The sequence below is a fragment of the Nocardia vaccinii NBRC 15922 genome, assembly GCF_001613305.1.
In the GTDB taxonomy this organism is placed as follows: domain Bacteria; phylum Actinomycetota; class Actinomycetes; order Mycobacteriales; family Mycobacteriaceae; genus Nocardia; species Nocardia vaccinii.
Genome location: NZ_BDCC01000078.1, coordinates 16,670 through 38,814, shown reverse-complemented (window position 1 = coordinate 38,814; position 22,145 = coordinate 16,670). Strand labels below are relative to the sequence as shown.

Below are 22,145 nucleotides of genomic sequence, written 5' to 3'. Positions count from 1 at the left end.
GCACCCCGCTCACGCTTGCCGAGCCGACAGGCTCGCCGCCGCGGCCCTGGACGGTGCGCGAGCCGCGTCGTGCCGCCGCTCCGCGTCGAGGACCGTCCGCGTGGTGGCGATCAGCGTGTCGGGGTCCAGGCTGATGGAGTCGATGCCGAGTTCGACGAGGAATTCGGCCATATCCGGGTAGTCCGAGGGCGCCTGGCCGCACAGTCCGGAGTGAATTCCGTTGCGGCGGCAGCCTTCCACGGCGAGCCGGATCATTTCCTTCACCCCGGGATCTCGTTCGTCGTAGTCGAAGGCGACGACCTCGCTGTCCCGGTCGACACCGAGGGTGAGCTGGGTCAGATCGTTGGAGCCGATGGAGAATCCGTCGAACAATTCGGCGAATCGATCGATCAGTACGACATTGTTCGGGATTTCGCACATCGCGTAGACCTCCAGGTCGTTCTCCCCGCGCACGAGCCCGAGTTCGGCCATGCGCGCCAGTACGTTCCGCGCCTCGGCCACCGTGCGCACGAACGGCAGCATCAGAATCACATTGGTCAGCCCCATATCCTCGCGCACCCGCCGCATCGCGGCGCACTCCAGCGCGAACCCCTCGGTGTAGGCGGGGTGCGCATAGCGCGACGCGCCCCGGAAGCCGAGCATGGGGTTGGCCTCGATCGGTTCGAAATCGCGTCCGCCCAGCAGGCCGGCGTACTCGTTGGTCTTGAAGTCCGACATCCGCGCGACAACCGGCTTGGGCCAGAAAGCCGCGGCGATGGTGCCGATTCCCTCCGACAGGCGGCGGACGAAGAAGTCCGCGCCGTCGGCGTACCCGTGGGTCAGCCGCGACAGTTGTTCCCGCACCTTCGGATCGCCGACCTTCTCGGGATGCATCAGAGCGAGCGGATGGGCCTTGATCGAGTTGGTGACGACGAACTCCATCCGGGCCAGGCCGACACCGTCGTTGGGCATCATCGCCGTCGAGAACGCCCGATCCGGATCGGCCAGGTTCACCATGATCCGGGTGCGGGGCCGGGGCAACTCGTCGATCATCAGATGCTCGACGTGGAAGGCGAGTTCGCCCGGGTAGATCCGCCCGACATCGCCCTCGGCGCACGAGACGGTGACCATCTCGCCCAGCGGTATCGCGGTGGTGTCCGAGACGCCGACGACCGCCGGGATGCCCAGCTCCCGCGCGAGGATGGCGGCGTGGCAGGTGCGTCCGCCGCGAGCGGTGACGATCGCGGCCGCGGTCTTCATCACCGGCTCCCAATCCGGTGTGGTGGTGTCGGCGATCAGCACCTCGCCGGGCCTGAAGTCGCTCAACTGCGCCACGGTAGCGATGCGATGCGCCAGGCCGGTGGCGACCCTCTCCCCCACGGCACGTCCCACCGTCAGTGCCGGAGCGCGGGCATCGAGGACGTAGGTGTCCAGCGTGTTCGCCGCTCGCCGCGACCCGACGGTTTCCGGACGGGACTGCACGATGTACAGCCTGCCGTCGAGACCGTCCTTGGCCCATTCGATATCCATCGGTCGCCCGTAGTGGCGCTCGATCGCGCACGCCGAAGCGGTCAAGGTGAGCACCTCGTCGTCCGAGAGGCAGAACCGGTCCCGCTCGGCGTGGGGGGTGGGAACGTTGCGAGTGGTGCGGCCGGCCTCCCCCTCGACATAGATCATCTTCACCGCCTTGTCGCCGAGTTCACGCCGCAGCACCGCCCGGTGTCCGGCCTCGAAGGTCGGCTTGTGCACGTAGAACTCATCCGGATCGACCGCGCCCTGCACGACGTTCTCGCCCAGACCGTAAGCGCCGGTGACGAATACGACGTCCCGGAAGCCGGACTCGGTATCCAGAGTGAACATCACCCCCGAGCACGCCAGATCCGCGCGGACCATCTTCATCACCCCCACCGACAGGCCCACCTTCAGGTGGTCGAAGCCCTGGTCGATGCGATAGTGGATCGACCGGTCGGTGAACAGGCTGGCGAAGCAGCGGCGCACCGCGTCGAGCAACTGCTGCTCGCCGCGGACGTTGAGGAAGGTCTCCTGCTGGCCCGCGAAACTGGCGGTCGGCAGGTCCTCGGCCGTCGCGGAACTGCGCACCGCCAGGCTCAGATCCGGGCCGTATTCGTCCCGCAGGCGCCGGTACCCGGCCAGAATCCGACTCGTGAGGTCATCGGAAAGCCCTGCGCCGTAGACGATCTCGCGTGCCCGGCGACCACGCTGCGCGAGATCGGATAGATCGTCGGGGTCCAGGCCCGCCAGCGCGTCGGTGAGCGGACCCCAGGCGCCCGCCGCGGTCAGCATGTCTCGGTAGGCGTCCGCGGTGATCGCGAAGCCGTTCGGCACACGAACACCCGCCTCCGCGAGCGAGCGGTACATCTCGCCCAGTGAGGCATTCTTCCCGCCCACCGACGCCACGTCCGCAATACCGAACTCGTCGAAGAATCGAACGTAAGCGGTTCCGGTCATCGCCGTAACTCCCACTGTCGTCGTATCCGCGCCGCAGCCTCGCCGCGGTCTCCATGACGTCGCGTGTGTACCTCGCCGCGACACATATCACTCAACCGGCCGAGCCCGCCGCAGCCCAGGGACCGAAGTCATCACCACAGCGGCACACCGGCCCGCATATCCGGTCCGCGCGGCGACCGGACCGCGGCGTGTGGGGATTCGCTCCGGCGGCCGACCGCAGGATGTCCGAGGACCGCGTATCCGGTGACCTTCGGCCGTGCCGCGCCGGAGCAGCGGAAACGACGATCGGTAATCGGGGGCCACATTTCGCCGACAGCATTCAGGAGAACGCGATGAAGGGCTTATCCGGCAAACGCAGTACGCCCCGGCACGATGACGACGTTCACCAGTTGGTCTCGGCGAAAGTCGTCGTCGGCGTCGATGGATCGACCGGGGCGGACGCGGCCCTGCGGTGGGCGGTGCGCTACGCCGGCCTGCACGGCCGCGGGCTGCACATCGTGCACGGTATGAACACCTCGGGCGCCACCTGGCCCGACGGCGCTTACGCGGTGAGCAACACCTGGCTGCTCGACGAGGCCCGCGCCAACGGCGAGTCCGTCATCGCCCGAGCCACCCAGCTGGCCCGGGTGCTCTCCCCGGACCTGTCCGTCACGACGGAGTTGCCGGCGGACAACGCCGCCACCCTGCTCATCACCCGCAGCGCCGCGGCGTTCGCGGTGGTGATCGGCGCCACGGGATCGGCGGGAACGCTCGCGCACCTGGGTTCGACGCTGCTGTCGGTCGTCGCCCACGCGCACGGCTCGGTCATCGTGGTCCGCACCGACCCCGACGCCGGCGACGTCGTCCGGTCCGCCGGACCGATCGTGGTCGGCATCGACGGTGGTCCGCTCAGCGACGCGGCCATCGCGGCGGCGTTCGCCGAGGCGGCCCAGCACAACACCGATCTGGTCGCCGTCCACGTGTGGAACGACCAGAACTTCGGTCACTACGCGGGGTACGACACGCTCCGGTTCGCCGAGGGTAATCCCGCCGAGGCCGAGAACGCCGTCATGGCCGAACGCATCGCCGGGTGGCAGGAGAAATACCCCGACGTCGCAGTGATCCGAACGTCGTACGCCTACGCACCCGCAGAGCATCTGCAGACGTGGTCGCAATCCGCGCAGTTGGTGGTCGTCGGCAGTCGCGGACGCGGCGGCTTCGCCGGGATGTTGTTCGGCTCCACGGCCAATTTCCTGGTCCAGCACGCACGCTGCCCGGTCATGGTGGTACATCCGTAGGACGTTCAGCCGATGGTTTCATCGGCCCTGTGCTGCAGCCATTCCGATAGCGGCGGCGCCTGCACCTCTCCCGAGGGCGACGGCGGGTCGGCGACGGTGCGCGCCTCCTCGACTCCCTCGACGGTCATGGCCAGCGCCGATACGGTGCGCTGCTCGTGGGCGTCGGCGAACAGGCCCCGGATACTGACGTGGCCGTCGGTGACGGTGATGGTCCACTGCCTACGGCTGCCCGCGTAATTGTCCAGCCGCGCGCGGACTTTCGATTCGATCGCGGCGTCGTCGCGGATCAGGGCGCGCAGCAGGTCGCGCCGAGCCACGATGCCGACCAGCACCCCGGCCTCCACCACCGGCATGGACCGCAGATGCAGTGCCAGCATGCGAGCGGCGATGACGCCGGTCAGGGTGCCGGGGTCCACCACCTCGACCGGAACAGCCATCGCCGCCTCGACATTCGCTCCGATGTGCGCGTTTTCCGCCGCAAGCGCGTCGGACTCCGAGAGCATGCCCAGAACGTGCTCGTCGTCGTCCACCACCGGAAGCGCCGCGAAACCGTGCTCGGTCAGCAGTGCGATCGCCTCGCGGAGCGAAGTCTTCGGACGCACCGTCACCACGGGACGGCTCAGAATATCGCGGGCGTACATGATGTCTCCTCCTGTTTGCTTATGCCACAACGGTTTTCGAGTACCTTGTGCTCACGGCATGACCGTCCCGTTCCGATCGACCAACCGCCACTCGGCTTCCCACCGAGCGCTGCGCTGCCGATCCAGCAGCTGCCCGAAGCCCAATGTCGAGAACACCACGGCCGATACGACAGCGAACAGCACCGTTATCGCGGAGCCGACGCCGCGGAAGGCCGCAGCGCTCGTGGGCAGCGGGCCCGTCGACGGCCCGCCGTCCGGCCCGAGCCACACCTGCATCCGGTCCCCACGCCGCGCCGTGGACGGCACCACGACTTTCGCCGACCCGTGCTTTCCCTGATCGGCCCACACGACCGGCGCCTGCCAGTCGTGTTCGACCGTGACCTCGGAGTCGTGCGTGCTGCTGACGGCCGTCTCCACGGGGTCCGCCGAAAGTGTCGCGGTCACCGCGGTCTGCGCGGCATTGCCCGCCTTGATCCGCGCGACCGTCTGCGTGTACTGCGCGGTGCCGATCGAACAGCACACCGGCACTGCCGCGAGAATCAGGACCGCGGCGAGAATCCGGACGCCGGCCTGTAGCCGATCCGACGACCGCAGCAGCGGGTTCCGACTCCACGGCCCGAGGATGCGGTGCCAGCGCAACCGCGCCGGCGCCGGCGTACCGGTCGGGTGAATGCTCCACATGACATGTGTCCTCTGCTTCCTGGCGAAGGCTCCAGATCTCAGCATTGCCTGCGCACGCGCCGTTCAGCACGGCCGAATGTCACCGGAACGGCCGTGATTCGGAAGGGATCGGGGGCCCGCCACTCGAGGCCCTAAGACCCCTCCCCGACGGCCCGGCGCGCAATAGCGTGAGGTGATGACCGCGCTCCCCGTCGACATCGTCGCGAAGGCAGTCCGTTCCGCCGGGCTCGCGCCCTCGCTGCACAATTCACAGCCTTGGCGCTGGATGTTCGACAGCGACCATCTGGACCTGTACGCCGTGCCCGAACGGATGCTGCCCACCACCGATCCGACCGGACGCCAGATGTTCCTGAGTTGCGGAATCACCCTCGGCCATCTCCGCACCGCGTTGACCGCCGCGGGCTGGGGCACGACCGTCGCCTACTGTCCGAACCCGAACCGCCGCACACATGTCGCCACCGTCCGATTCACACCCCATTCCTCGGTCACCGACGCCGAACGCGATCTCGCCGAGGCCATCCGGCAACGGCACACCGATCGGTTGCCGATGCGGCCGCCGGCCGGCTGGGCCGACTTCGAAACGGTCCTGCGCTCGACATTCGATCCCGCCGACGCGGTGCTGGACGTGGTGCCCGAATCCGCCCGCTCCGTGCTGGCGCACGCCAGCAGCCTCACCGCCGCGGTGCGTTACCGGGACGCGGAGTACCAATCCGAGCTGATGTGGTGGACCGGAATCGCCGATCCCGACATCGGGATTCCCGAGTCCGCGCTGTTGTCGGCGGACGAGCGTGCCCGGGTGCCGCTCGGCCGCAGCTTTCCGCTCACCGAACACCGTCCGCATCGAGCCGCCTCGCCGGATGCGGCGACCGTGCTCGTGCTGTCGACCGATTCCGACAGCCGGGCGGATCTGATGCGGGGTGGTGCGGTGCTCTCGACCATCCTGCTCGAATGCACGGCGGCCGGTTATGCCACGTGCGTGCTCACTCACCTGACCGAATATCAGCGCAGCCGCGATATCGTCCGAGATCTCATCGGTGACACCGCGCTGCCGCAGACCCTGATCCGCGTCGGCACGGCGGCGCCCGACAGTGTCCAGGAGCCGCGCACGCCACGCCTGCCTCTCGGCGAGATCCTGCACGTCGCCGGGTGATCGTCCGGGTCCCCGCCGAGCGGTCCGCCGCCCCCCTGGACAGCCGCGAACGCCGTTCACTCGGCGGCTGCCATGGCACCCGTTGTTGCTAAACTGTCGAGTGTTCCCCGAACGCACGATTTCGCCTGAGATCGCGGGACCAGCAGAAGGGGGCGTCATGTCCCGGTCTTCGGACGCGTATTCCGTGCGCGAGACGCTCTCGCAATTACGGTTGCGCGAACTGCTCGATGAGGTGAAAGACCGCATCGAGCAGATCAGTGATGCCCGAGAACGAATAGACGGACTCGTCGAGGCGATGCTGACAGTCACCTCCGGGCTCGATTTGGACGAGACGCTGCGCACCGTCGTGCGTACCGCGACGAGCCTGGTCGGCGCCCGCTACGGAGCACTCGGCGTCCGCGGGCAGGGCCATGAGCTGGTTCAGTTCATCTACCGGGGTATCGACGACGACCAACGCGCCCTGATCGGCGATCTTCCCCAGGGACACGGCGTACTGGGAGTGCTGATCGATGAGCCGAAGCCGATTCGGCTGGACCGTATCTCCGATCATCCCGCGTCGGTCGGATTCCCGCCGAACCATCCGCCGATGGACAGCTTCCTCGGAGTGCCGATTCGCATCCGCGATGTGGTGTTCGGCAATCTGTACCTGACCGAGAAGCTCAACGGCCAGGCATTCACCGAGGACGACGAGATCGTGATGCAGGCGCTGGCGGCCTCGGCCGGTGTGGCCATCAACAATGCGCATCTGTACGAATCGGCTCGCAGCAGACATGCGTGGATCTCGGCGACCCGTGACCTGACCGCGGAATTCCTCGGCGGCGCCGGCTCCCGCGAGGTGCTGGGCCACCTGGTCGAGCACGCGCGCCAGCTGACCTCTTCGGAGCGGGCGATACTGGCGGTCTGCCGCGACCCGGATGTGCCTGTCGACCAGATCACCCATCTGGACATCACGGGCGTTGCGCCTTCCGGCCCGGTTCCGCCCAGGGTGAAGATCATCGATAGCGACATCGGCAGTGTCTTCCGCACCCGAACCGCGCGGCAACTCACAGCCGGATCGGATGCGGAACTGCTCGGCGACGGCCCGGCGCTGCTGCTTCCGCTGCACACCGGTGACACCGCACTCGGCGTGCTGATCACCACGAGGCCGGAGGGATCCATGGACTACACCGATGAGATCCTCGACCTGGCGACGAGCTTCACCACTCAGGCCGCGGCGGCGATGCAGATGGCAGCCACCCGGGAACGGGTCCAGGAATTGAGCGTGCTCAGCGACCGCGACCGCATCGCCCGCGACCTGCACGATCAGGTGATCCAGCGCCTCTTCGCCGTCGGCCTGCTGCTCCAGGGCACGGTGCCGCGTAGCAACAAACCCGAAGTGCGACAACGGATCACCGAGGCGGTCGAGGAATTGCAGCAGGTGGTGCAGGAGATCCGCACGACCATCTTCGATCTGCACAGCGACGATCCCATACTCGGGCACTTGCGGCGGCGTATCGATGAGGTGGTCCGCCGGCAGACCGCGGATTCACAGATCGCGACGTCGGTCCGGGTCACCGGCCCGCTCTCGACGCTGGACGGCGTACTGGGCGACCATGCCGAGGCGGTGATCCGCGAGGCGATCAGCAACGCCGTACACCACGCCAGCGCCGACCACCTCACGGTCGAGATCCACGTCGACGAGGACCTCAGCATCATCGTGGAAGACGACGGCCGCGGCATCCCGCCCGGTCGGCCCACCAGTGGCCTGGCCAATCTGGCGAACCGCGCGAAAGAGTGCCACGGCTCCTTCGATGTCACCCCGGCGGCGAATCCCGGCCCCGGCGATGCCCCGGGGACCCGCATCCGCTGGACGGCCCCACTGCGCTGAGCCCTGCCAGGGCATCGGCCGGAGTCCGATGTCCATGAGGTGACGCCTCCGCGACCCCCGGGGCACGGCCCCGCGGATGGACCAAGGACACCGTACAACGGACGAAAAGCCCTGTGCTGCCAGCGGAATTGCGCGTTGACTGGCCGTAACGCGGACACCAGCCAGGGCTCGGCCATGAACAGCGGTGGGTCGATCGACACGAGGAGGCGGCCATGGAATATCGAGTGAACGTGTGCGAGTCGACGCCTCAGACCATGTTGCGCCTGTCCTGGGAACTGCACCGGGACCAGATCGGCGCGGATATCGCCGCCGGGATGCGCGAATTGACCGCCACCACCGATCGAGTCGGCCTGACCGCCTGCGGCGCCCCGACCATCACCTATCGCAAGGACACCGAGCCCGACGGGAATATCGAGGTCGACTTCGGGGTGCCGGTGGATCTCGGCACCACCTTGGGGCCGTGGTCCGGGGCCGAGGTGGTTGCGGAGCCGGGCAGCCTGGTGGCCCGCACATGTCACCGCGGCGGATACGACCATCTGGACACGGCGTACCGGGCGCTGGACGAGTGGATTCGCGAGTGCGGATATCGGCCCGCGGGCCCACCGACCGAGGTCTATCTGGTCGGTCCCGAGGAGACGAGCGACCCGCGCCGGCTGATCACCGAAATCCGCATCCCCGTCGTCCGGCCCGCGGTCATCGGCGTGCACGTGGACAGATCGTTCGAGGAGACGGTCGGACTCACCCGGCAGGCGCTGACAGGACTGGGTTTCGAGATCGTCAGCGAGACCGATCTGCGGGCGCTGCTGCGCGACCGGGTCGGCACACACATCGCGGACCACCTGGCCCTGCACGCCTACCACCCGCCGCTCACGGCACGGGCGCTCGCCGCGGACCCGCAGGCAGCCTGGTTGTCGTCGACACTCGTGATCGTCCGGGCGGACGACGTCGGCACCCTGGTCGAAGCCGGTGATCCCACGGCCCTCCCATCCGCCTTCCGCGGCATCGCGCTGTCGGAGATCGCCGACGAGCTCCACCGGCTGCTCACCGAAGCCCTCGGCATGGTACACATGCCGGGAACGGTGCGGTGAGGTCTCGATCGAGAAAGGACCATCGTCCCCGCACAGGGCCCGAAAGGCCGTATCCGCGGCGACCATCATCCCGCACGCTTACGGTATGACAGCGAGCCATCCCATCGCCACGACTCCGGATGCCTACACGATCGAGACCACGGTGAGCCGGGCCGCCCGCGCTCCCTCGCTGCACAACTCTCAACCGTGGCACTGGGTCTTCGACGGCTCCCGCCTGCACCTGTACTCGGATCCCGACCGCCAACTCCCCGCCACGGACCCGCACGGACGTCAGCAGATCATCAGCTGCGGCGCCACACTGCATCACGCGCGCACGGTATTCGCGGCGCTGGGCTGGCACACCGACACCACCCTCCTACCCGACCCGGATCGGCCGGATTACCTCGCCACCATCGATTTCCGGGCCTGGCCCGATCCTCCCTCCGGCATCGCACGCCGCGCCGCGGCCATCGATCGCCGCTACACCGATCGGCTTCCGATGCTTCCGCCGGTGGGGTGGACCGATATCGTTCCCGCGCTGCGGCGACTGGTCGAACCGCACGACCTCGCTTTCGACATCCTCGACGACGAGGTCCGGCCCCGGCTCGCGGCGGTGTCCGAGCGATCCGCGGCCGCCCGCAAGTACGACATGTTCTACCAACAAGAATTAAATTGGTGGACAGGGCATTCCGGACCTACGGAGGGCGTGCCGCCGACGGCGTTGGCCTCCGACGCGGAGTTCGCCCGCGTCGATGTGGGCCGGTCCTTCCCGCGGCCCGCGCACTCCCAGCGTCGCGCCGATATCCACGACCGATCCAGCCTCGTGGTGCTGAGTTCGTACGACGATACGATGTCGCAGTGGCTGCATACGGGTGAGGCGCTCTCCGCGGTGCTGCTCGAATGCACCGCCGCCGGGCTCGCCACCTGCCCGCTGACGCATATCACCGAAATGCCTGCCGGGCGACAGACGGTAGCGGCACTGCTGCCGCACCCGGGGTCCCCGCAGGTGATCATCCGCGTCGGCACCGCGCCCGATGCCGGACCGCAGCCGCCGACCCCGCGCCGTCCCATCGGCGAGATATTCGAGATCCGGCGCTGATTCGCCACCAGGCGCGGCCCCGGCGAGTCGGACCACCCTTTCTGCAAAACACCCTCTTCAAGGATTGGCCACCATTATGACCACGGTGTTCTTGGTCGACGATCACGAAATCGTACGGCGGGGACTGATAGATCTGCTCGAGCAGGATCCCGAACTCACCATCGTCGGCGAGGCGGGCGACGTGACCCACGCCCTGGCGCGGATTCCGGCATTGCGCCCCGACGTCGCCGTGCTGGACGTGCGACTACCCGACGGCAACGGCATCGAACTGTGCCGGGAGCTGCTGTCCAGGGTCGAGGGCCTGCGGTGCCTGATCCTGACCTCGTTCACCGACCAGCAGGCGATGCTCGACGCGATCCTGGCCGGAGCCAGCGGTTACGTCGTGAAGGACATCAAGGGCATGGAGCTCGCGGCGGCCATCAAGACGGTCGGGTCGGGACGCTCGCTGCTGGACAACCGGGCAGCGGCCGCGCTCATGGACCGGCTGCGTTGCAGCACCCGCCCCGACGGCCCGCTGGCGGATCTGACCGAGAAGGAGCGCATCCTGCTCGAACTGCTCGGCGAGGGGTTGACCAATCGGCAGATCGCCCAGCGCATGTTCCTGGCCGAGAAGACGGTCAAGAACTACGTCTCCCGTCTGCTGACCAAACTGGGCATGGAACGTCGCACCCAAGCCGCGGTATTGGCAACGAAACTCCGCGCGGAGGAAGCGGATTCGCGCTGAGCCTCAGTCCGCCGCCGTGCCCTCCGCACGGACGACGACGATCGGGCACTCGACCGAATGCACCAGTGCGTTGCTGGTGGCGCCGAGCAGCATACCGGCGAAACCGCCGCGGCCGTGACTGCCGACGACCACCAGCTGTGCCGATTCGGCCTCCTCGAGAAGCGCCCGAACGGGCCTGTCCTGCACCAACTTCCGTTGTACGGGCACGTCCGGGTACTGCTCGGACCAGCCGGCCGTGCTCTCGGCCAGCACCAGGTCCTCGCTCGCGCGCATCCCCTCCTCCCAGTTCCCCGACAGCGGGCGGGTCACCGGGATATCGCTCCAGGCGTGCAGCGCGGTGAGTCCGACCTTGCGCAGTGCCGCCTCCTCGAAGGCCGTCGCCAGCGCGGGTTCGCTGTTGGCGCTGCCGTCGACGCCGACCACGATCGGCCGTCCCTCCGCCGCCGGATCCGGCGCCTCGAGGTAGTGGATCACGCCTACCGGGCAGTGCGCGTGCCGGAGCACCGCGGTGGTGACCGAACCGACGAGTCCGCGCCGCAACGCACCGGCCCCGTGATTGCCCAGCACCAGCATCCGCACATCGCGGGATCGCTCGATCAGGTCCGGGATGATCCGCGACCAGCTCACCTCCGTGGTTATCGGCGGCACCGCACCCGGCGATCCGGCGCGCACGACCCGGGCCGCCTCGGTGAGTATCCGTTCTCCGTCTGTTCGCATCCGGTCGACGTCCGCATCGGTCAGCAGCGCACCGGGACCGTACTCCGCGGGCATCGCGATGGAGGTCAGCAGGTGCAGCCCGCACCCGTGCAGCACCGCGTCGGCCGCCGCCCACGCGGCGGCCTGGTACGACACGGCCGAGCCGTCGACCGCCGCCAGGATCGGCGGGTTCGGCTGATGCCGCCATGTGGCCGGTCCGGTCATGATGTTCTCCTCACGAAATCGATGGAACGGAATCCGACGCCCCGTAGGGCCACTGCCAATTCCGGATCTCGGGCGGGTCAGCACCGAAGCGATATGCGTAATCGTGTGCGCGAGAACACCGTTCGAGCAATTGTTCGCGCAGGTGACCGATCCGGTCGGCGGCCTGGGGCACCTGCTCGAGCGCCGCCAGGGCCAGGTGGTACCGATCGATCCCGTTCATCGCGCACATCTGGAACGCAGTGGTCGTGGCGCCGTTGTCGTGAAAACCGAACACGTGCAGGTTGTCGTGCCCCGGACGCCGGTAGGTGAGCTGGTGCACCAGCCACGGATAGCCGTGATACGCGAAGATCACCGGCCGGTACCGCGGGAAGATCTCGGTGTAGGCGGTGTCGGAGATGCCGTGCGGATGCCGGTCAGGAGGAAACAGCCTGGTCGGGTCCACCACGTTGACCACGCGCACGGCCAGCGTCGGCGCCAGCTCCCGCAACAGCGCCGCGGCTGCCAGGGTCTCCCGCGTCGGCACGTCACCGGCGCAGGCGAGCACCACGTCGGGGCTGCCGTGCAGGTCCGAACTGGCCCAGCTCCACACCCCGAGCCCCTCGGCGCAATGATGTCCGGCCTGGTCGCCGTCGAGGTACTGCAGGCCGGGCCGGCTCCCCCCGACGACGACGTTGACCCGGCCGCGACTGCGCAGACAGTGATCGAGCACGTGCAACAGGCAGTTCGCATCCGGTGGCAGGTAGACCCGGCACACCTCGGGCCGCTTGCTCAGCACATGATCGATGAAACCCGGATCCTGATGTGTGGGGCCGTTGCGGTCCTGCTGCCACACATGCGGGGTCAGCAGGTAGTTCAGGCTCGGAATCGGCTCACGCCAAGGGAATTGCGCGGCCTCGTGCAACCACTTCGCATGCTGGACGACCATGGAGTCGACCACGTGGGCGAATGCCTCGGAAGTCGAGAGTATTCCGTGCCGTCCGGTGAGCAGATAGCCCTCGAGCCAGCCCTGGCACAACTGCTGGGACAACACGTCGAAGACGCGGCCGTTCGTCTCCAGCCGGTCCTCACTGTCTCGGGTCCCCGCGCGCCAGCGGCGGCCGGTGACCTCGAGGATGGCCGCGAGCCGCTCGGACGGTTGTTCGTCGGGCGAAAAGAACAGCAGCTCATGCGGATTGGCCACCAGCGCGTCCCGAAGGTATGCGCCGAGCGCCCCGCTGTGGCGTTCCATCATGCTGCCCGGTGAGCTGAGCCGGACCGTATGGTCGCGCACGGCCGGTAACCGAAGGTCCCGCTGGGTGCGGCCGTGCGCGACGGGCGTTGCGCTCATCCGTAATTCGCCCTCGGGGTGCAGTCGCCGAATCGTCTCCGCGGGCGACCCATCCGGCCCGAACAATTCCCGCGGGCGGTAGGACCGCAACCAATCCTCCAGCAGCGCAAGATGTTCGGCGTTCTCCCGCACATCCGGCAACGGCACCTCGTGCGCCCGGACGGTCCCTTCCACCCGGTGACCGTCTACGGTCACCGGACCGGTCCAGCCTTTCGGGGTGGACAGCACGATCACCGGCGGCCTGGCATTGCGCGCACCGATGTGCAGCCTGGCGTGTTCGCGGATTTCGTCGAGCCGATCGAAGACCTCGTCCAGCACCGTCCGAAACCGCAGGTGGACCGAGTGCGGATCGTCGCCCTCGACGTGGATCGGATCCCAGCCGTATCCGCTCAGCACCCCGTCCAGATCCCGGCGAGGGATTCGCGCCAACAGCGCGGGCCCCGCCGCCTTGTATCCGTTCAGATGCAGGATCGGCAGCACGACGCCGTCGTGGATCTGACGCAGGAACAACGGCGCGTTCCAGCTCGTCGCCAAGGCGCCGGTCTCGGCCTCCCCGTCGCCGATCACGCATGCCGCCACCAGGTCCGGATCATCCAGCACCGCGCCCGTCGCATGCGCCAGCGAATACCCCAGCTCTCCGCCCTCGTGGATCGAGCCCGGCAGGTGCGGCGAGGCACAGCCGGGCACTCCGCCGGGAAACGAGAACTGCCGGAACAGCTCCCGCATACCCGCCGCGTCGCGGGTCACCTGCGGATGGCGTTCGCTGTAGCTGCCCTCCAGCCATGCCGCCGCGTTCAGACCCGCCGCACCGTGCCCCGGACCGCAGACGAACAACACCCGCCGACGACGGCGCATGATCACCCGATTGAGGTGCGCATACGTCAGCGTGATGCCGGGCACGCTGCCCCAGTGGCCGATCAGGCGCGGCTTGACATGTTGCGGCACAAGGGGTTCGGTCAACAACGGATTGTCCAGCAGATAGATCTGCCCGGCCGCGAGGTAGTTCGCCGCCCGCCACCAGGCATCCAGATCCGCGACCGACTCGGCGGTCGCGGCCGCCACCGAAGTCGGCGCGGCGGTCATGTGTGGCGCCGATCGTCGGGGTGCACGACCATCACCGGACACTGGGCGTGTTGTACGAGCGCATTGGAGGTCGAGCCCAGCAGTATGCTCGCGAGCCGGCCACGACCTCGGCTGCCGGACACCACCAGCCGCGCCGATCGTGACCATGCCAGCAGAGTCGCGGCCGCATCGGTGGGATAGATCCGGTGATTGATCAGGACCTCGGGATATTTCTCCTGCCAGCCGGCCAACCGCTCGGCGACCAGAGCCTCCTCACGTACCTCGACATTCGGCACCGGAAACAACGCATTGGACTCCCCGGCGTACCGCCCGAAATTCATATCGTCCCAGACGTGCACCGCCACCAGCTCGGCGCGCCGCTCGGCGGCCTCTTCGAACGCGACCGCCAGCGCGGGCTCCCCCGCCGGGCCGCAGTCCAGGCCGACCACAACCGGCCCTTCCCGGCGCACCCGTCCCTCTGCCTCGGGGTCACCGCGAACGACCACCACGACACCCTCGGCATGCGAGGTCACCGCCAGCATCGTCGAACCCACGTGTGCGGCCAGTCCGGTCGCGCCGCACGCGCCCAGCACCACCAGATGGGCCGTCGCGCCGTATTCGAGCAGCATCTGGACCGGATCCGCCTCCGATACCTCGGTCCGCACCCGCAATCCGGGTGCGGTCTCCAACGCATGCTGCGCACAACGCGTCACCAGATCGGCGGCGCGGGCACGCATCGTGTCGAATACCGACGGCTCCAGTACGTCGTAGGGCTCGAATACCCGCCGCATCTCGACCAGATCCAGTCCGTGCACGATACGCAGCTCTCGTCCGCGCTGCGCCGCGGTCTCCGCGGCCCACGTCACCGCGGCGTCGGCGGCCTCGGAGCCGTCGACGCCGACCACGACCGGCGCGGTCACCGAATGCCGGACATCATCCCCGAATCGAGTGCTCCTCATCGGTGCTCCGTCGATCGCCTGGTGTGCACCCCGCTGCCGACCTGGATCACCGGTTCCGGCACCGGCTCCCATCCCGAGCTCCCCGGCCCGTGAAAAAGCATTGCATCCATGAGTTCTCCCGCTGGACTGTCACCATCCGACTCACCGGACGATGTACGTTCTCCCAGCGTCGCTCCGGCGGCGGCACGCCCACAGGGCCGAAAGACCCGCCGCACCGGGCACACCAGCCCCAGGCACGGGAGCCCGCGCGACAACGCGAAACTCGGGAACCGGCAACACTTCACATCCGCCGTCGGCCCTTTCCGGGCTCACCGACGGGGAGATCTACTCCTCGGGATCCGAACTCTCCTCGAGGGCGCTCGGGCGGCGGGCGCGGGGAATTTCGCCGGTGGCCAGCAGAATGGTGCGGCGGCCGACCTCGACTGCGTTGTCGGCGAAACGCTCGTAATAGCGTCCGATCAGCGTCATATCGACCGCGGCGGTGATCCCGTGATCCCATGCCGGGCCCAGGACCGTGGCCAGTAGATCTTCGTGCAGGTGATCCATCAGGTCGTCCTGCCGCTCGAGCATGTTCGCGGTCCCGCGGGCCGGCGCCTCGAGCACCGCCGCCGCGCTGGTGGTGATCGCCACCGCAACGCTGCCCATGCGATCGATCAACGGCCGCACCGGTTCGGGGACCGCGGAGTCGGGGTGGCGACGACGCGCGGCGGTGGCGATATGCGTCGCGAGCACCGCCATTCGCTGCAGGTTGCCGGTCAGCTGCACCGCGGTCACCAGCTGCCGCAGATCCCCGGCCGCGGGCGCCTGCGAAGAAAGCAGCCGGACCGCCTCGGCTTCGGCGCGCCGCGCCATCGCCTCGACCGCACCACCGCTGTCGATCGCGGCTTGCGCCTGTTCCAGATCGCCGGCGACCAGGGCGTTCGTCGCGGCCGAGACCACAGCCCGGTCCCGCAGGCACATCTCGTGCAACAACTCGGCCAGCTGCCGCAGGTTCTCGTGGTACTCGATCCGCGTCTCGGACCGATCCCCGCCCTGCTCGTCCGCGTCGGACGCAACGCCCAGCGCCGGAGCGGATTCGGCGGCAGGCTCGGGCGCGGGCGGCTGCCAGTCGCCGCCGACCGGCCAGCCGCCCGACCGGAGCCGATCACGCACTCGCGCGAGATCCGATTCGCTGGGCAGCTCGTGGGTGTGGCGGGTGATCGCCACACCGGCATCGACCCGATCGGCCGGAAGCGCCCCCTGCACGATCAGCTGGTCCACCACTTGACCGATCTCTTCCTCACTCAACCGGCGTCCCAGCACCGCCAGCAGCGGCACATAGTCCTGCGTCGGCACTCCCTGCGGATATCCCGCCCGCAACCACGCCACGATCCGGGCCAGAAGGTCCGACCACTCCACCACTGACCTCCCTTACCGTGCGCGGTGAACGCACGTTCATCTCGACGTCGCGACGGCCTCGATGGGAAGTCTGCCGCAGTCACCGCGCCGAGTACATCGGCCCGGCCGCCGAATTCGATGCCCGGTCAGGCGGGAGCGTCGAGGTTTTGCAGCACCCAGTGACCTTTGCCATTCGTTTTCGCGTAGTAGAGGCTGGTGTCGGCGGCGGCGAGCAGGGATTCGGCGTCGGCTCCGGCAATGGGCGTCACGATGACGCCGATACTGGCCGACATCCGCAGCTCGTGACCGTCGATGGTGATCGGCGCCGCCAGCGCCGAGAGCAGCTGATCGGCGATGATCGAGGTCCGCGAGGTGCTGGCCGGGGGCGGGACGAGAACGACGAATTCGTCACCGCCGATGCGCGCCACCAGGCAATCATGCTCACGCATGACCGTGCGCATGCGTTTCGCGACGGCGATGAGGGCCTTGTCCCCGACGTTGTGGCCGTAGCGGTCGTTGATCACCTTGAAGTGATCGAGGTCCGCGAAACAGAATACGGCCCGGTCGTCGGGGCGGGCGGTGGCCGTCAGCTCGCTGACCCGCTCCGCGAGCAGCCGGCGGTTGGGCAGCCCCGTCAGCGGGTCGTGCCGAGCCTCGCGATGCAGCTCTTCGTGCCGCTCGTGCAGTTCGGTGACGTCCCCGCCCACCGCCAGGAGGTAATCGGGCTCGCCGTTGACGCCCGGGACGTAGGTGATGGCGAACGACATCCATCCGATGCTGCCGTCGGCGCGCACCAGCCGGTGCTCCATCGTGACCGTGCCGGAACGAGTCGGAACCAGCTTCTCGTACAACAGATTCCGGATTTGCTCCTGGTCGTCGGGGTGGGCGAAGTCGTAGACCGATATCCCGTGCAGGGAATCGACCGGGACGCCGATCATCTCGGCCAGCGCGTTGTTCGCTTCCAGCAGTCTGCCTTCGGTGTCCCCGATCGCGACGGCGGCGGCGATATTGTCGAACGCCATACGGAATCGCGAGTTCTGCGCCTCGGCCTCCGCTTCGCGCGCAGGCCCGCCGTGGCGCTGATCGAAGCCGTGCAGATCGTACAATCCGGCCTGATGCCCCTGTCCCAGACCGGCGAGCAATGCCGCCAGCCTGGACGAGGCATCGGGATGCTGACAATGGTCGGCGAGCCGATACAACACCCCCGCGGAGGTCGAGGGAACGTCCTGCCCGGTCCACTGCGCCGCGACCAGAGCCCGCCCGACCTGCGCACCTGCCGCCGGGTCGAAGGGGTCGGTGTGCAGCGCGGCGAGCAACTCGATGATCAGGCCGCGCAGCAGGCGATGCGCCGACACGGCCGACTCCGGCCCCGCACCATCGAGTGCCAAGGCTCTCAACCAAGCCTTGGCCAGCACCCCCTCGACGTCATCCACCCACATTCTCCTCGGTGACGGGCCACTCGCGGACCACTCCACTCCGAGAACGAACCCCACGACCTGTAGACAACAGAACACCTCAAACCTACTGCGCGCGCCGATCCCAGTCGCGGGAATTATCGCCAGTACGGAGAATTTGTGAAGATCGTCACAACAGTGCAGGTAGAGGGCCTTCGACGGACCGAGATGGGCGAACTGCCCCGGTGCGAAGCGGCGGTTCCGGAAATAGGTATGTACCCGGTAGATCTGCCGATGTGTGGACGCGTCGCGCGGCCGACCCTTTACCTGGACATATTGTTGCCGCGATCACCGAAGGACTCCGATGGACCTTCACGACCCGTACCAGCCGACCCGGCCGGAACCCGTTCACGATACCGCCCGTCCGCACCGCGGCGAGGCGTTGATGATCAGGCGCTGTATCGCCTGCGGGTTGCGGCTCGCGCCGATGGTCCGCACCTGCACCGCGTGCCGATCCACGGCGCTGGAATGGGTGATGTCCTGCGGCAACGGTTCGATCGTGTCGTGGAAGGTCGTGCATCGCCCGAGGAACGATGCCGATTCCGGCGAGTGGGAGGCATCCACGATCGCCATCGTCGAACTCGACGACGGCCCGTGGATCTACACGACGATCGCGGGTGAAGTCCCCCCGCCGTCGGACCGGCCGGTGCGAGTGACATTCACCCCGGAGGCGATTCCCGACAGGTTCCCGGTGTTCACCACCATTCCGGTCGCCCCTCCCGTCCCGGCCGGCCCATCTCCCAGCCGGCAGATGAACCATTCGAACCGCCGGAGAGGAAAGAAGTCGATGCCCGAGGCGACCCGGGAGAGACCCTGCGACCCGATATGGGTCCGATCCTGCCTGCATCAGTGCGATTTCCTGGCAACATCCAGATCGCTCGACGCCGAAGCCCGGACACTGATCCGATTCGCGATCGAATGGGCGCCATTCGGCGGGGCGAGCGCCGAGGAGCTGCTGGTGGCCTTCGGCATCACCCGGTGGCGGTTCGTCCAGGCGATCCGGGAGAACCTGCGACCACGCGTCGGCGACAACAGCACCGCACGCACCTTCAAACGAAATCTGCTGGACGCGCTGTCCTGGGGCTGGCAGATCTACCCGGATTCCACTTCGCCGTAACGGGCGAACACCGGCCGGCCCGGCCCGGGCTCAGATCCACGGTCCCGTCGGCCGGCGGTTACGGCGCACGGTCACCAGGTCGCGCACCCGGTCCAAGGCGGCCACAGCGATTCCGCCGGCCTTCTGCACGGCCGGATTGGCCGGAGCCTTCGGATGCGGACGGGTGGGGGCGAGCTTCCTGGCCGCGACCATCTTCTCCCCGACCACCTCGAGCTGCTGGGCCGAACAGAATTGCCGCAGGAGCGGCCAGACCCGGGTCTGTTCGAAATTGATGTGCTCGCGCGCCGCGGGAATGTACCTCGCCAGCGCCTCCTCGAATTCCGGGCTGCCGACGGGCCCGTTCTCCAGTCGCTGCAGCAGGTATTTACCCGCCTTCTCCTGATCGATGGCGTGGTCGGCCAGCACGTCACCGTCGGGCACCATTTTCCGGACCAGCGGCCAGAAATACTGTTCCTCCACCGCTTCGTGCCCGGATTCGGTGATCACCAGACTGGTCACCAGCTCGGCACGAGCGGTTTGCTCGGCCTCCCCCCGGCCGCGGCCGCGTTCGAGTGATCGCAGCATGCGCAGCACCACGTTGTGGTCGGTGAGCAGCACAGTCAAGACATCCATACGGAGCATTTCCTTTCCGGCTCGTCGTGCGGCGTCGAGCGGCTACCCGGCCCGAAGCCGGAAAAACACCCCGCCGATCCGCCGGACGCGCACGTTTCGTCTCCGTCGCGGCGGGCATGCGCCGCTTGTGAACTCCGAGAATTCGCGGCCGTATGTGACCGCGGACGATCCGAACGGCTCGACGCACACCCGACAGGAGACCACGGTATGACCGACGGAAATGCAGGTCGACCAGGCAACGGCGGGGAAACCCACCAGCAGGCATCCGGAGACGACGTACGACTCACCACCCAACAGGGTGTCGTGGTCGGCGACGACCAGAACACCCTGCGTGCCGGTGAACGCGGCCCGGCGCTGCTGGAAGATTTCCACTTCCGCGAGAAGATCTTTCATTTCGACCACGAGCGCATTCCCGAACGTGTCGTGCACGCTCGCGGCTTCGGGGCACACGGCTATTTCGAGAACTACGAGCCGCTGCGGGACCTGACCGTCGCCGACCCGTTCCGCGAAGCCGGTCGCCGCACCGAGGTGTTCGTCCGATTCTCGACGGTCGCCGGGAACAAGGGGTCGTTCGACCTGGCCCGCGACGTCCGCGGGTTCGCGGTGAAAATGTATACCGGGGAGGGCAACTGGGATCTGGTCGGTAACAATATCCCGGTCTTCTTCATTCAGGACGCCATCAAATTCCCGGATATGGTCCACGCGGCCAAACAGGAGCCCGACCGCGGCTTCCCGCAGGCTCAGACCGCGCACGACAACTTCTGGGATTTCGTCTCGCTGACGCCCGAGTCGACCCACATGCTGCTGTGGATCATGTCCGACCGCGCGATCCCCCGCTCGTTCCGCTTCATGGAAGGGTTCGGGGTGCACACCTTCCGGTTGGTGAACGCCGAGGGACGCTCGACCTTCGTCAAATTCCACTGGAAGCCGAAGCAGGGCATGCAGTCGGTGGTGTGGAACGAGGCGTTGAAGATCAACGGCGCCGATCCGGACTTCCACCGGCGCGACCTGTGGGATGCGATCGGGTCCGGCGACTTCCCCGAGTGGGAACTCGGCATGCAGTTGTTCGATGAGGAATTCGCCGACAACTTCGAATTCGACATCCTCGATCCGACGAAAATCATTCCGGAGGAACAGGTTCCGGTGCGCCGGGTGGGCAAGCTCGTCTTGGACCGGGTGGTGGACAACTTCTTCGCCGAGACCGAGCAGGTCGCCTTCTGCACCCAGAACATCATTCCGGGAATCGATTTCACCGACGACCCGCTCTTGCAGGGCAGGAATTTCTCCTACCTGGACACCCAGCTCAAACGTCTGGGCAGCCCGAACTTCACCCATCTGCCGGTCAACGCGCCCAAATGCCCGTTCGCGACGTTCCAGCAGGACGGCCACATGGCGACGGTCAACCCCACGAATCGGGTCAACTACGAACCCAATTCGTGGCCGTCGGAGATCAAGGGCCCGCGCGAGGATCCCGAACGAGGGTTCACCTCCGTTCCCGAGACGGTTTCGGGCCCCAAGCGCCGACTGCGCGCGGAAAGCTTCGCCGACCACTACAGCCAGGCCCGGCAATTCTTCGCGAGCCAGACCGAGGTGGAGCAGCGGCACATCATCGCCGGATTCGTCTTCGAGTTGAGCAAGTGCGAGCGCGTGGATATTCGCCGGCGGGTGGTGGCGGCGCTGCGCAACGTCGACGAGGATCTGGCCACGGCGGTCTGCGACGGCCTCGGGCTGCCCGACCTGCCCGAGCCCCTGCCCGCTGCGCGCGAAACGCGCACCGATCTGCCCGAGTCGCCGGCGTTGAGCATCCTGCGCAACGGCCCGGAGACGTTCGCGGGCCGCAAGTTCGGCATCCTGGTCACCGACGGCGTGGACGGGAAACTGATCTCCGCGTTGCGCGAGGCGGTCACCGCCGAGAAGGCGATCCTCGAGATCATCGCGATGAAGGTCGGCGGCATCGTCACCGCCGACGGCGAGCGGATCGAGGCGGACGAGAAGCTCGACGGGGCGCCCTCCGTGGTCTACGACGCCGTGGCCGTCCTCGCCACCGACGAGGGCGCCGCACAGCTCGCATCGCTGCCGCCCGCACGCGATTTCGTCAGCGACGCGTACGCCCACTGCAAGTTCGTCGCCCACAGCGGAGCCGCTGCGCTGTTCACCGCGGCGGGACTGACCGAACTCGATGCGGGCTTCGTCGATCTCTCCGCGCCCGGCACCTCGGCCGCCGACTTCGTCACGCGCTGCCGCGAGGTCCGGTACTGGACCCGGTTCGCCGGGTGATCGAAACCGCGAAACCGCGAACTGCTTGAAAGCCATGGCGGCAGCCAGACGTGTGGTGGTCGCCCTGGAAGCGGACGCCGCCTGT

Annotated in this window: 17 protein-coding genes; 8 read left to right on the top strand and 9 right to left on the bottom strand. The window is 67.8% G+C overall.

The genetic code is table 11. From position 1 onward, the window contains the following. Nucleotides 1-9 precede the first annotated feature (9 nt). Nucleotides 10-2,448, bottom strand: coding sequence for a phosphoenolpyruvate synthase (ppsA, locus tag NV1_RS37970; RefSeq protein ID WP_067903160.1), 2,439 nt, complete (start codon nt 2,446-2,448; stop codon nt 10-12). 332 nt (nt 2,449-2,780) lie between these two features. Here ppsA and NV1_RS37965 point away from each other — a divergent pair, with 332 nt between their 5' ends. After that, a complete protein-coding gene (locus NV1_RS37965) occupies nt 2,781-3,725 on the top strand; it encodes a universal stress protein (protein ID WP_067903209.1) in 945 nt (314 codons plus the stop codon). Between the two features lie 5 nt (nt 3,726-3,730). Here the strand turns inward: NV1_RS37965 and NV1_RS37960 are convergent, their stop codons facing one another. Together NV1_RS37960 and NV1_RS37955 are read right to left on the bottom strand one after the other, a co-directional pair. Continuing rightward, nucleotides 3,731-4,366 (bottom strand): CBS domain-containing protein, encoded by a 636-nt coding sequence (locus NV1_RS37960; protein WP_067903157.1) that lies wholly within the window; start codon nt 4,364-4,366, stop codon nt 3,731-3,733. Nucleotides 4,367-4,417: 51 nt separating this feature from the next. Continuing rightward, nucleotides 4,418-5,047: an Rv1733c family protein gene (locus NV1_RS37955; protein ID WP_067903156.1), complete on the bottom strand. Its 630-nt coding sequence runs from the start codon at nt 5,045-5,047 to the stop codon at nt 4,418-4,420. A 175-nt stretch (nt 5,048-5,222) separates the two neighbouring features. Here NV1_RS37955 and NV1_RS37950 point away from each other — a divergent pair, with 175 nt between their 5' ends. The 5 genes from NV1_RS37950 (at nt 5,223) to NV1_RS37930 (ending at nt 10,954) form a co-directional block, all read left to right on the top strand. Next, nucleotides 5,223-6,197, top strand: coding sequence for an Acg family FMN-binding oxidoreductase (locus NV1_RS37950; RefSeq protein ID WP_067903152.1), 975 nt, complete (start codon nt 5,223-5,225; stop codon nt 6,195-6,197). 157 nt (nt 6,198-6,354) lie between these two features. After that, nucleotides 6,355-8,064: a GAF domain-containing sensor histidine kinase gene (locus NV1_RS37945; RefSeq protein ID WP_067903149.1), complete on the top strand. Its 1,710-nt coding sequence runs from the start codon at nt 6,355-6,357 to the stop codon at nt 8,062-8,064. A gap of 212 nt (nt 8,065-8,276) precedes the next feature. Further along, complete coding sequence (locus NV1_RS42890; protein WP_084526490.1) at nt 8,277-9,152, top strand: DUF302 domain-containing protein; 876 nt, start codon at nt 8,277-8,279, stop codon at nt 9,150-9,152. 85 nt (nt 9,153-9,237) lie between these two features. Further along, entirely contained in the window at nt 9,238-10,230 is a 993-nt protein-coding gene (locus NV1_RS37935; RefSeq protein ID WP_067903146.1) for an Acg family FMN-binding oxidoreductase, read from the top strand. A gap of 76 nt (nt 10,231-10,306) precedes the next feature. After that, nucleotides 10,307-10,954, top strand: a complete 648-nt coding sequence (locus tag NV1_RS37930; protein ID WP_067903143.1) for a response regulator transcription factor — start codon at nt 10,307-10,309, stop codon at nt 10,952-10,954. 3 nt (nt 10,955-10,957) lie between these two features. Here the strand turns inward: NV1_RS37930 and NV1_RS37925 are convergent, their stop codons facing one another. The 5 genes from NV1_RS37925 to NV1_RS37905 all read right to left on the bottom strand — a co-directional run bounded on the left by NV1_RS37925 (nt 10,958) and on the right by NV1_RS37905 (nt 18,039). Further along, nucleotides 10,958-11,875, bottom strand: coding sequence for a universal stress protein (locus NV1_RS37925; protein ID WP_067903140.1), 918 nt, complete (start codon nt 11,873-11,875; stop codon nt 10,958-10,960). A gap of 10 nt (nt 11,876-11,885) precedes the next feature. Next, the gene (locus tag NV1_RS37920) at nt 11,886-14,285 is read right to left on the bottom strand and encodes a phosphoketolase family protein (RefSeq protein WP_067903138.1); all 2,400 of its coding nucleotides are present in this window, start codon (nt 14,283-14,285) and stop codon (nt 11,886-11,888) included. Next, complete coding sequence (locus NV1_RS37915) at nt 14,282-15,223, bottom strand: universal stress protein (RefSeq protein ID WP_067903203.1); 942 nt, start codon at nt 15,221-15,223, stop codon at nt 14,282-14,284. The genes NV1_RS37920 and NV1_RS37915 overlap by 4 nt, the downstream gene beginning before the upstream one ends. Nucleotides 15,224-15,547: 324 nt before the next feature. Beyond that, nucleotides 15,548-16,621 carry a DUF3349 domain-containing protein gene (locus NV1_RS42885; protein WP_169813515.1) on the bottom strand — a complete coding sequence of 358 codons (1,074 nt, stop codon included), beginning with the start codon at nt 16,619-16,621 and terminating at the stop codon, nt 15,548-15,550. Nucleotides 16,622-16,746: 125 nt separating this feature from the next. Then, entirely contained in the window at nt 16,747-18,039 is a 1,293-nt protein-coding gene (locus NV1_RS37905; RefSeq protein WP_067903135.1) for a diguanylate cyclase domain-containing protein, read from the bottom strand. Nucleotides 18,040-18,358: 319 nt separating this feature from the next. Here NV1_RS37905 and NV1_RS46180 point away from each other — a divergent pair, with 319 nt between their 5' ends. Continuing rightward, on the top strand, nt 18,359-19,171 hold the full coding sequence (locus NV1_RS46180) for a Zn-ribbon domain-containing OB-fold protein (RefSeq protein WP_245714141.1): 813 nt from the start codon (nt 18,359-18,361) through the stop codon (nt 19,169-19,171). A gap of 30 nt (nt 19,172-19,201) precedes the next feature. On the opposite strand, the gene NV1_RS37895 is transcribed toward NV1_RS46180, so the two are convergent. Then, complete coding sequence (locus NV1_RS37895; protein ID WP_067903132.1) at nt 19,202-19,783, bottom strand: hemerythrin domain-containing protein; 582 nt, start codon at nt 19,781-19,783, stop codon at nt 19,202-19,204. Nucleotides 19,784-19,990: 207 nt separating this feature from the next. Here NV1_RS37895 and NV1_RS37890 point away from each other — a divergent pair, with 207 nt between their 5' ends. Then, nucleotides 19,991-22,060, top strand: coding sequence for a catalase (locus NV1_RS37890; RefSeq protein ID WP_067903129.1), 2,070 nt, complete (start codon nt 19,991-19,993; stop codon nt 22,058-22,060). The last annotated feature ends 85 nt before the right edge of the window (nt 22,061-22,145 follow it).

Excerpts from the sequence above, each read along its gene's own strand:
- NV1_RS37965 (WP_067903209.1), top strand. The coding sequence starts at position 2,781 with ATGAAGGGCTTATCCGGCAAACGCAGTACGCCCCGGCACGATGACGAC.
- NV1_RS37890 (WP_067903129.1), top strand. The coding sequence starts at position 19,991 with ATGACCGACGGAAATGCAGGTCGACCAGGCAACGGCGGGGAAACCCAC.
- NV1_RS37920 (WP_067903138.1), bottom strand. The coding sequence starts at position 14,285 with ATGACCGCCGCGCCGACTTCGGTGGCGGCCGCGACCGCCGAGTCGGTC.
- NV1_RS37935 (WP_067903146.1), top strand. The coding sequence starts at position 9,238 with ATGACAGCGAGCCATCCCATCGCCACGACTCCGGATGCCTACACGATC.
- NV1_RS42890 (WP_084526490.1), top strand. The coding sequence starts at position 8,277 with ATGGAATATCGAGTGAACGTGTGCGAGTCGACGCCTCAGACCATGTTG.
- NV1_RS37960 (WP_067903157.1), bottom strand. The coding sequence starts at position 4,366 with ATGTACGCCCGCGATATTCTGAGCCGTCCCGTGGTGACGGTGCGTCCG.
- NV1_RS37895 (WP_067903132.1), bottom strand. The coding sequence starts at position 19,783 with ATGGATGTCTTGACTGTGCTGCTCACCGACCACAACGTGGTGCTGCGC.
- NV1_RS37955 (WP_067903156.1), bottom strand. The coding sequence starts at position 5,047 with ATGTGGAGCATTCACCCGACCGGTACGCCGGCGCCGGCGCGGTTGCGC.
- NV1_RS37930 (WP_067903143.1), top strand. The coding sequence starts at position 10,307 with ATGACCACGGTGTTCTTGGTCGACGATCACGAAATCGTACGGCGGGGA.
- NV1_RS37915 (WP_067903203.1), bottom strand. The coding sequence starts at position 15,223 with ATGAGGAGCACTCGATTCGGGGATGATGTCCGGCATTCGGTGACCGCG.
- NV1_RS37905 (WP_067903135.1), bottom strand. The coding sequence starts at position 18,039 with ATGTGGGTGGATGACGTCGAGGGGGTGCTGGCCAAGGCTTGGTTGAGA.
- NV1_RS46180 (WP_245714141.1), top strand. The coding sequence starts at position 18,359 with ATGGACCTTCACGACCCGTACCAGCCGACCCGGCCGGAACCCGTTCAC.
- ppsA (WP_067903160.1), bottom strand. The coding sequence starts at position 2,448 with ATGACCGGAACCGCTTACGTTCGATTCTTCGACGAGTTCGGTATTGCG.
- NV1_RS37945 (WP_067903149.1), top strand. The coding sequence starts at position 6,355 with ATGTCCCGGTCTTCGGACGCGTATTCCGTGCGCGAGACGCTCTCGCAA.
- NV1_RS37950 (WP_067903152.1), top strand. The coding sequence starts at position 5,223 with ATGACCGCGCTCCCCGTCGACATCGTCGCGAAGGCAGTCCGTTCCGCC.
- NV1_RS37925 (WP_067903140.1), bottom strand. The coding sequence starts at position 11,875 with ATGACCGGACCGGCCACATGGCGGCATCAGCCGAACCCGCCGATCCTG.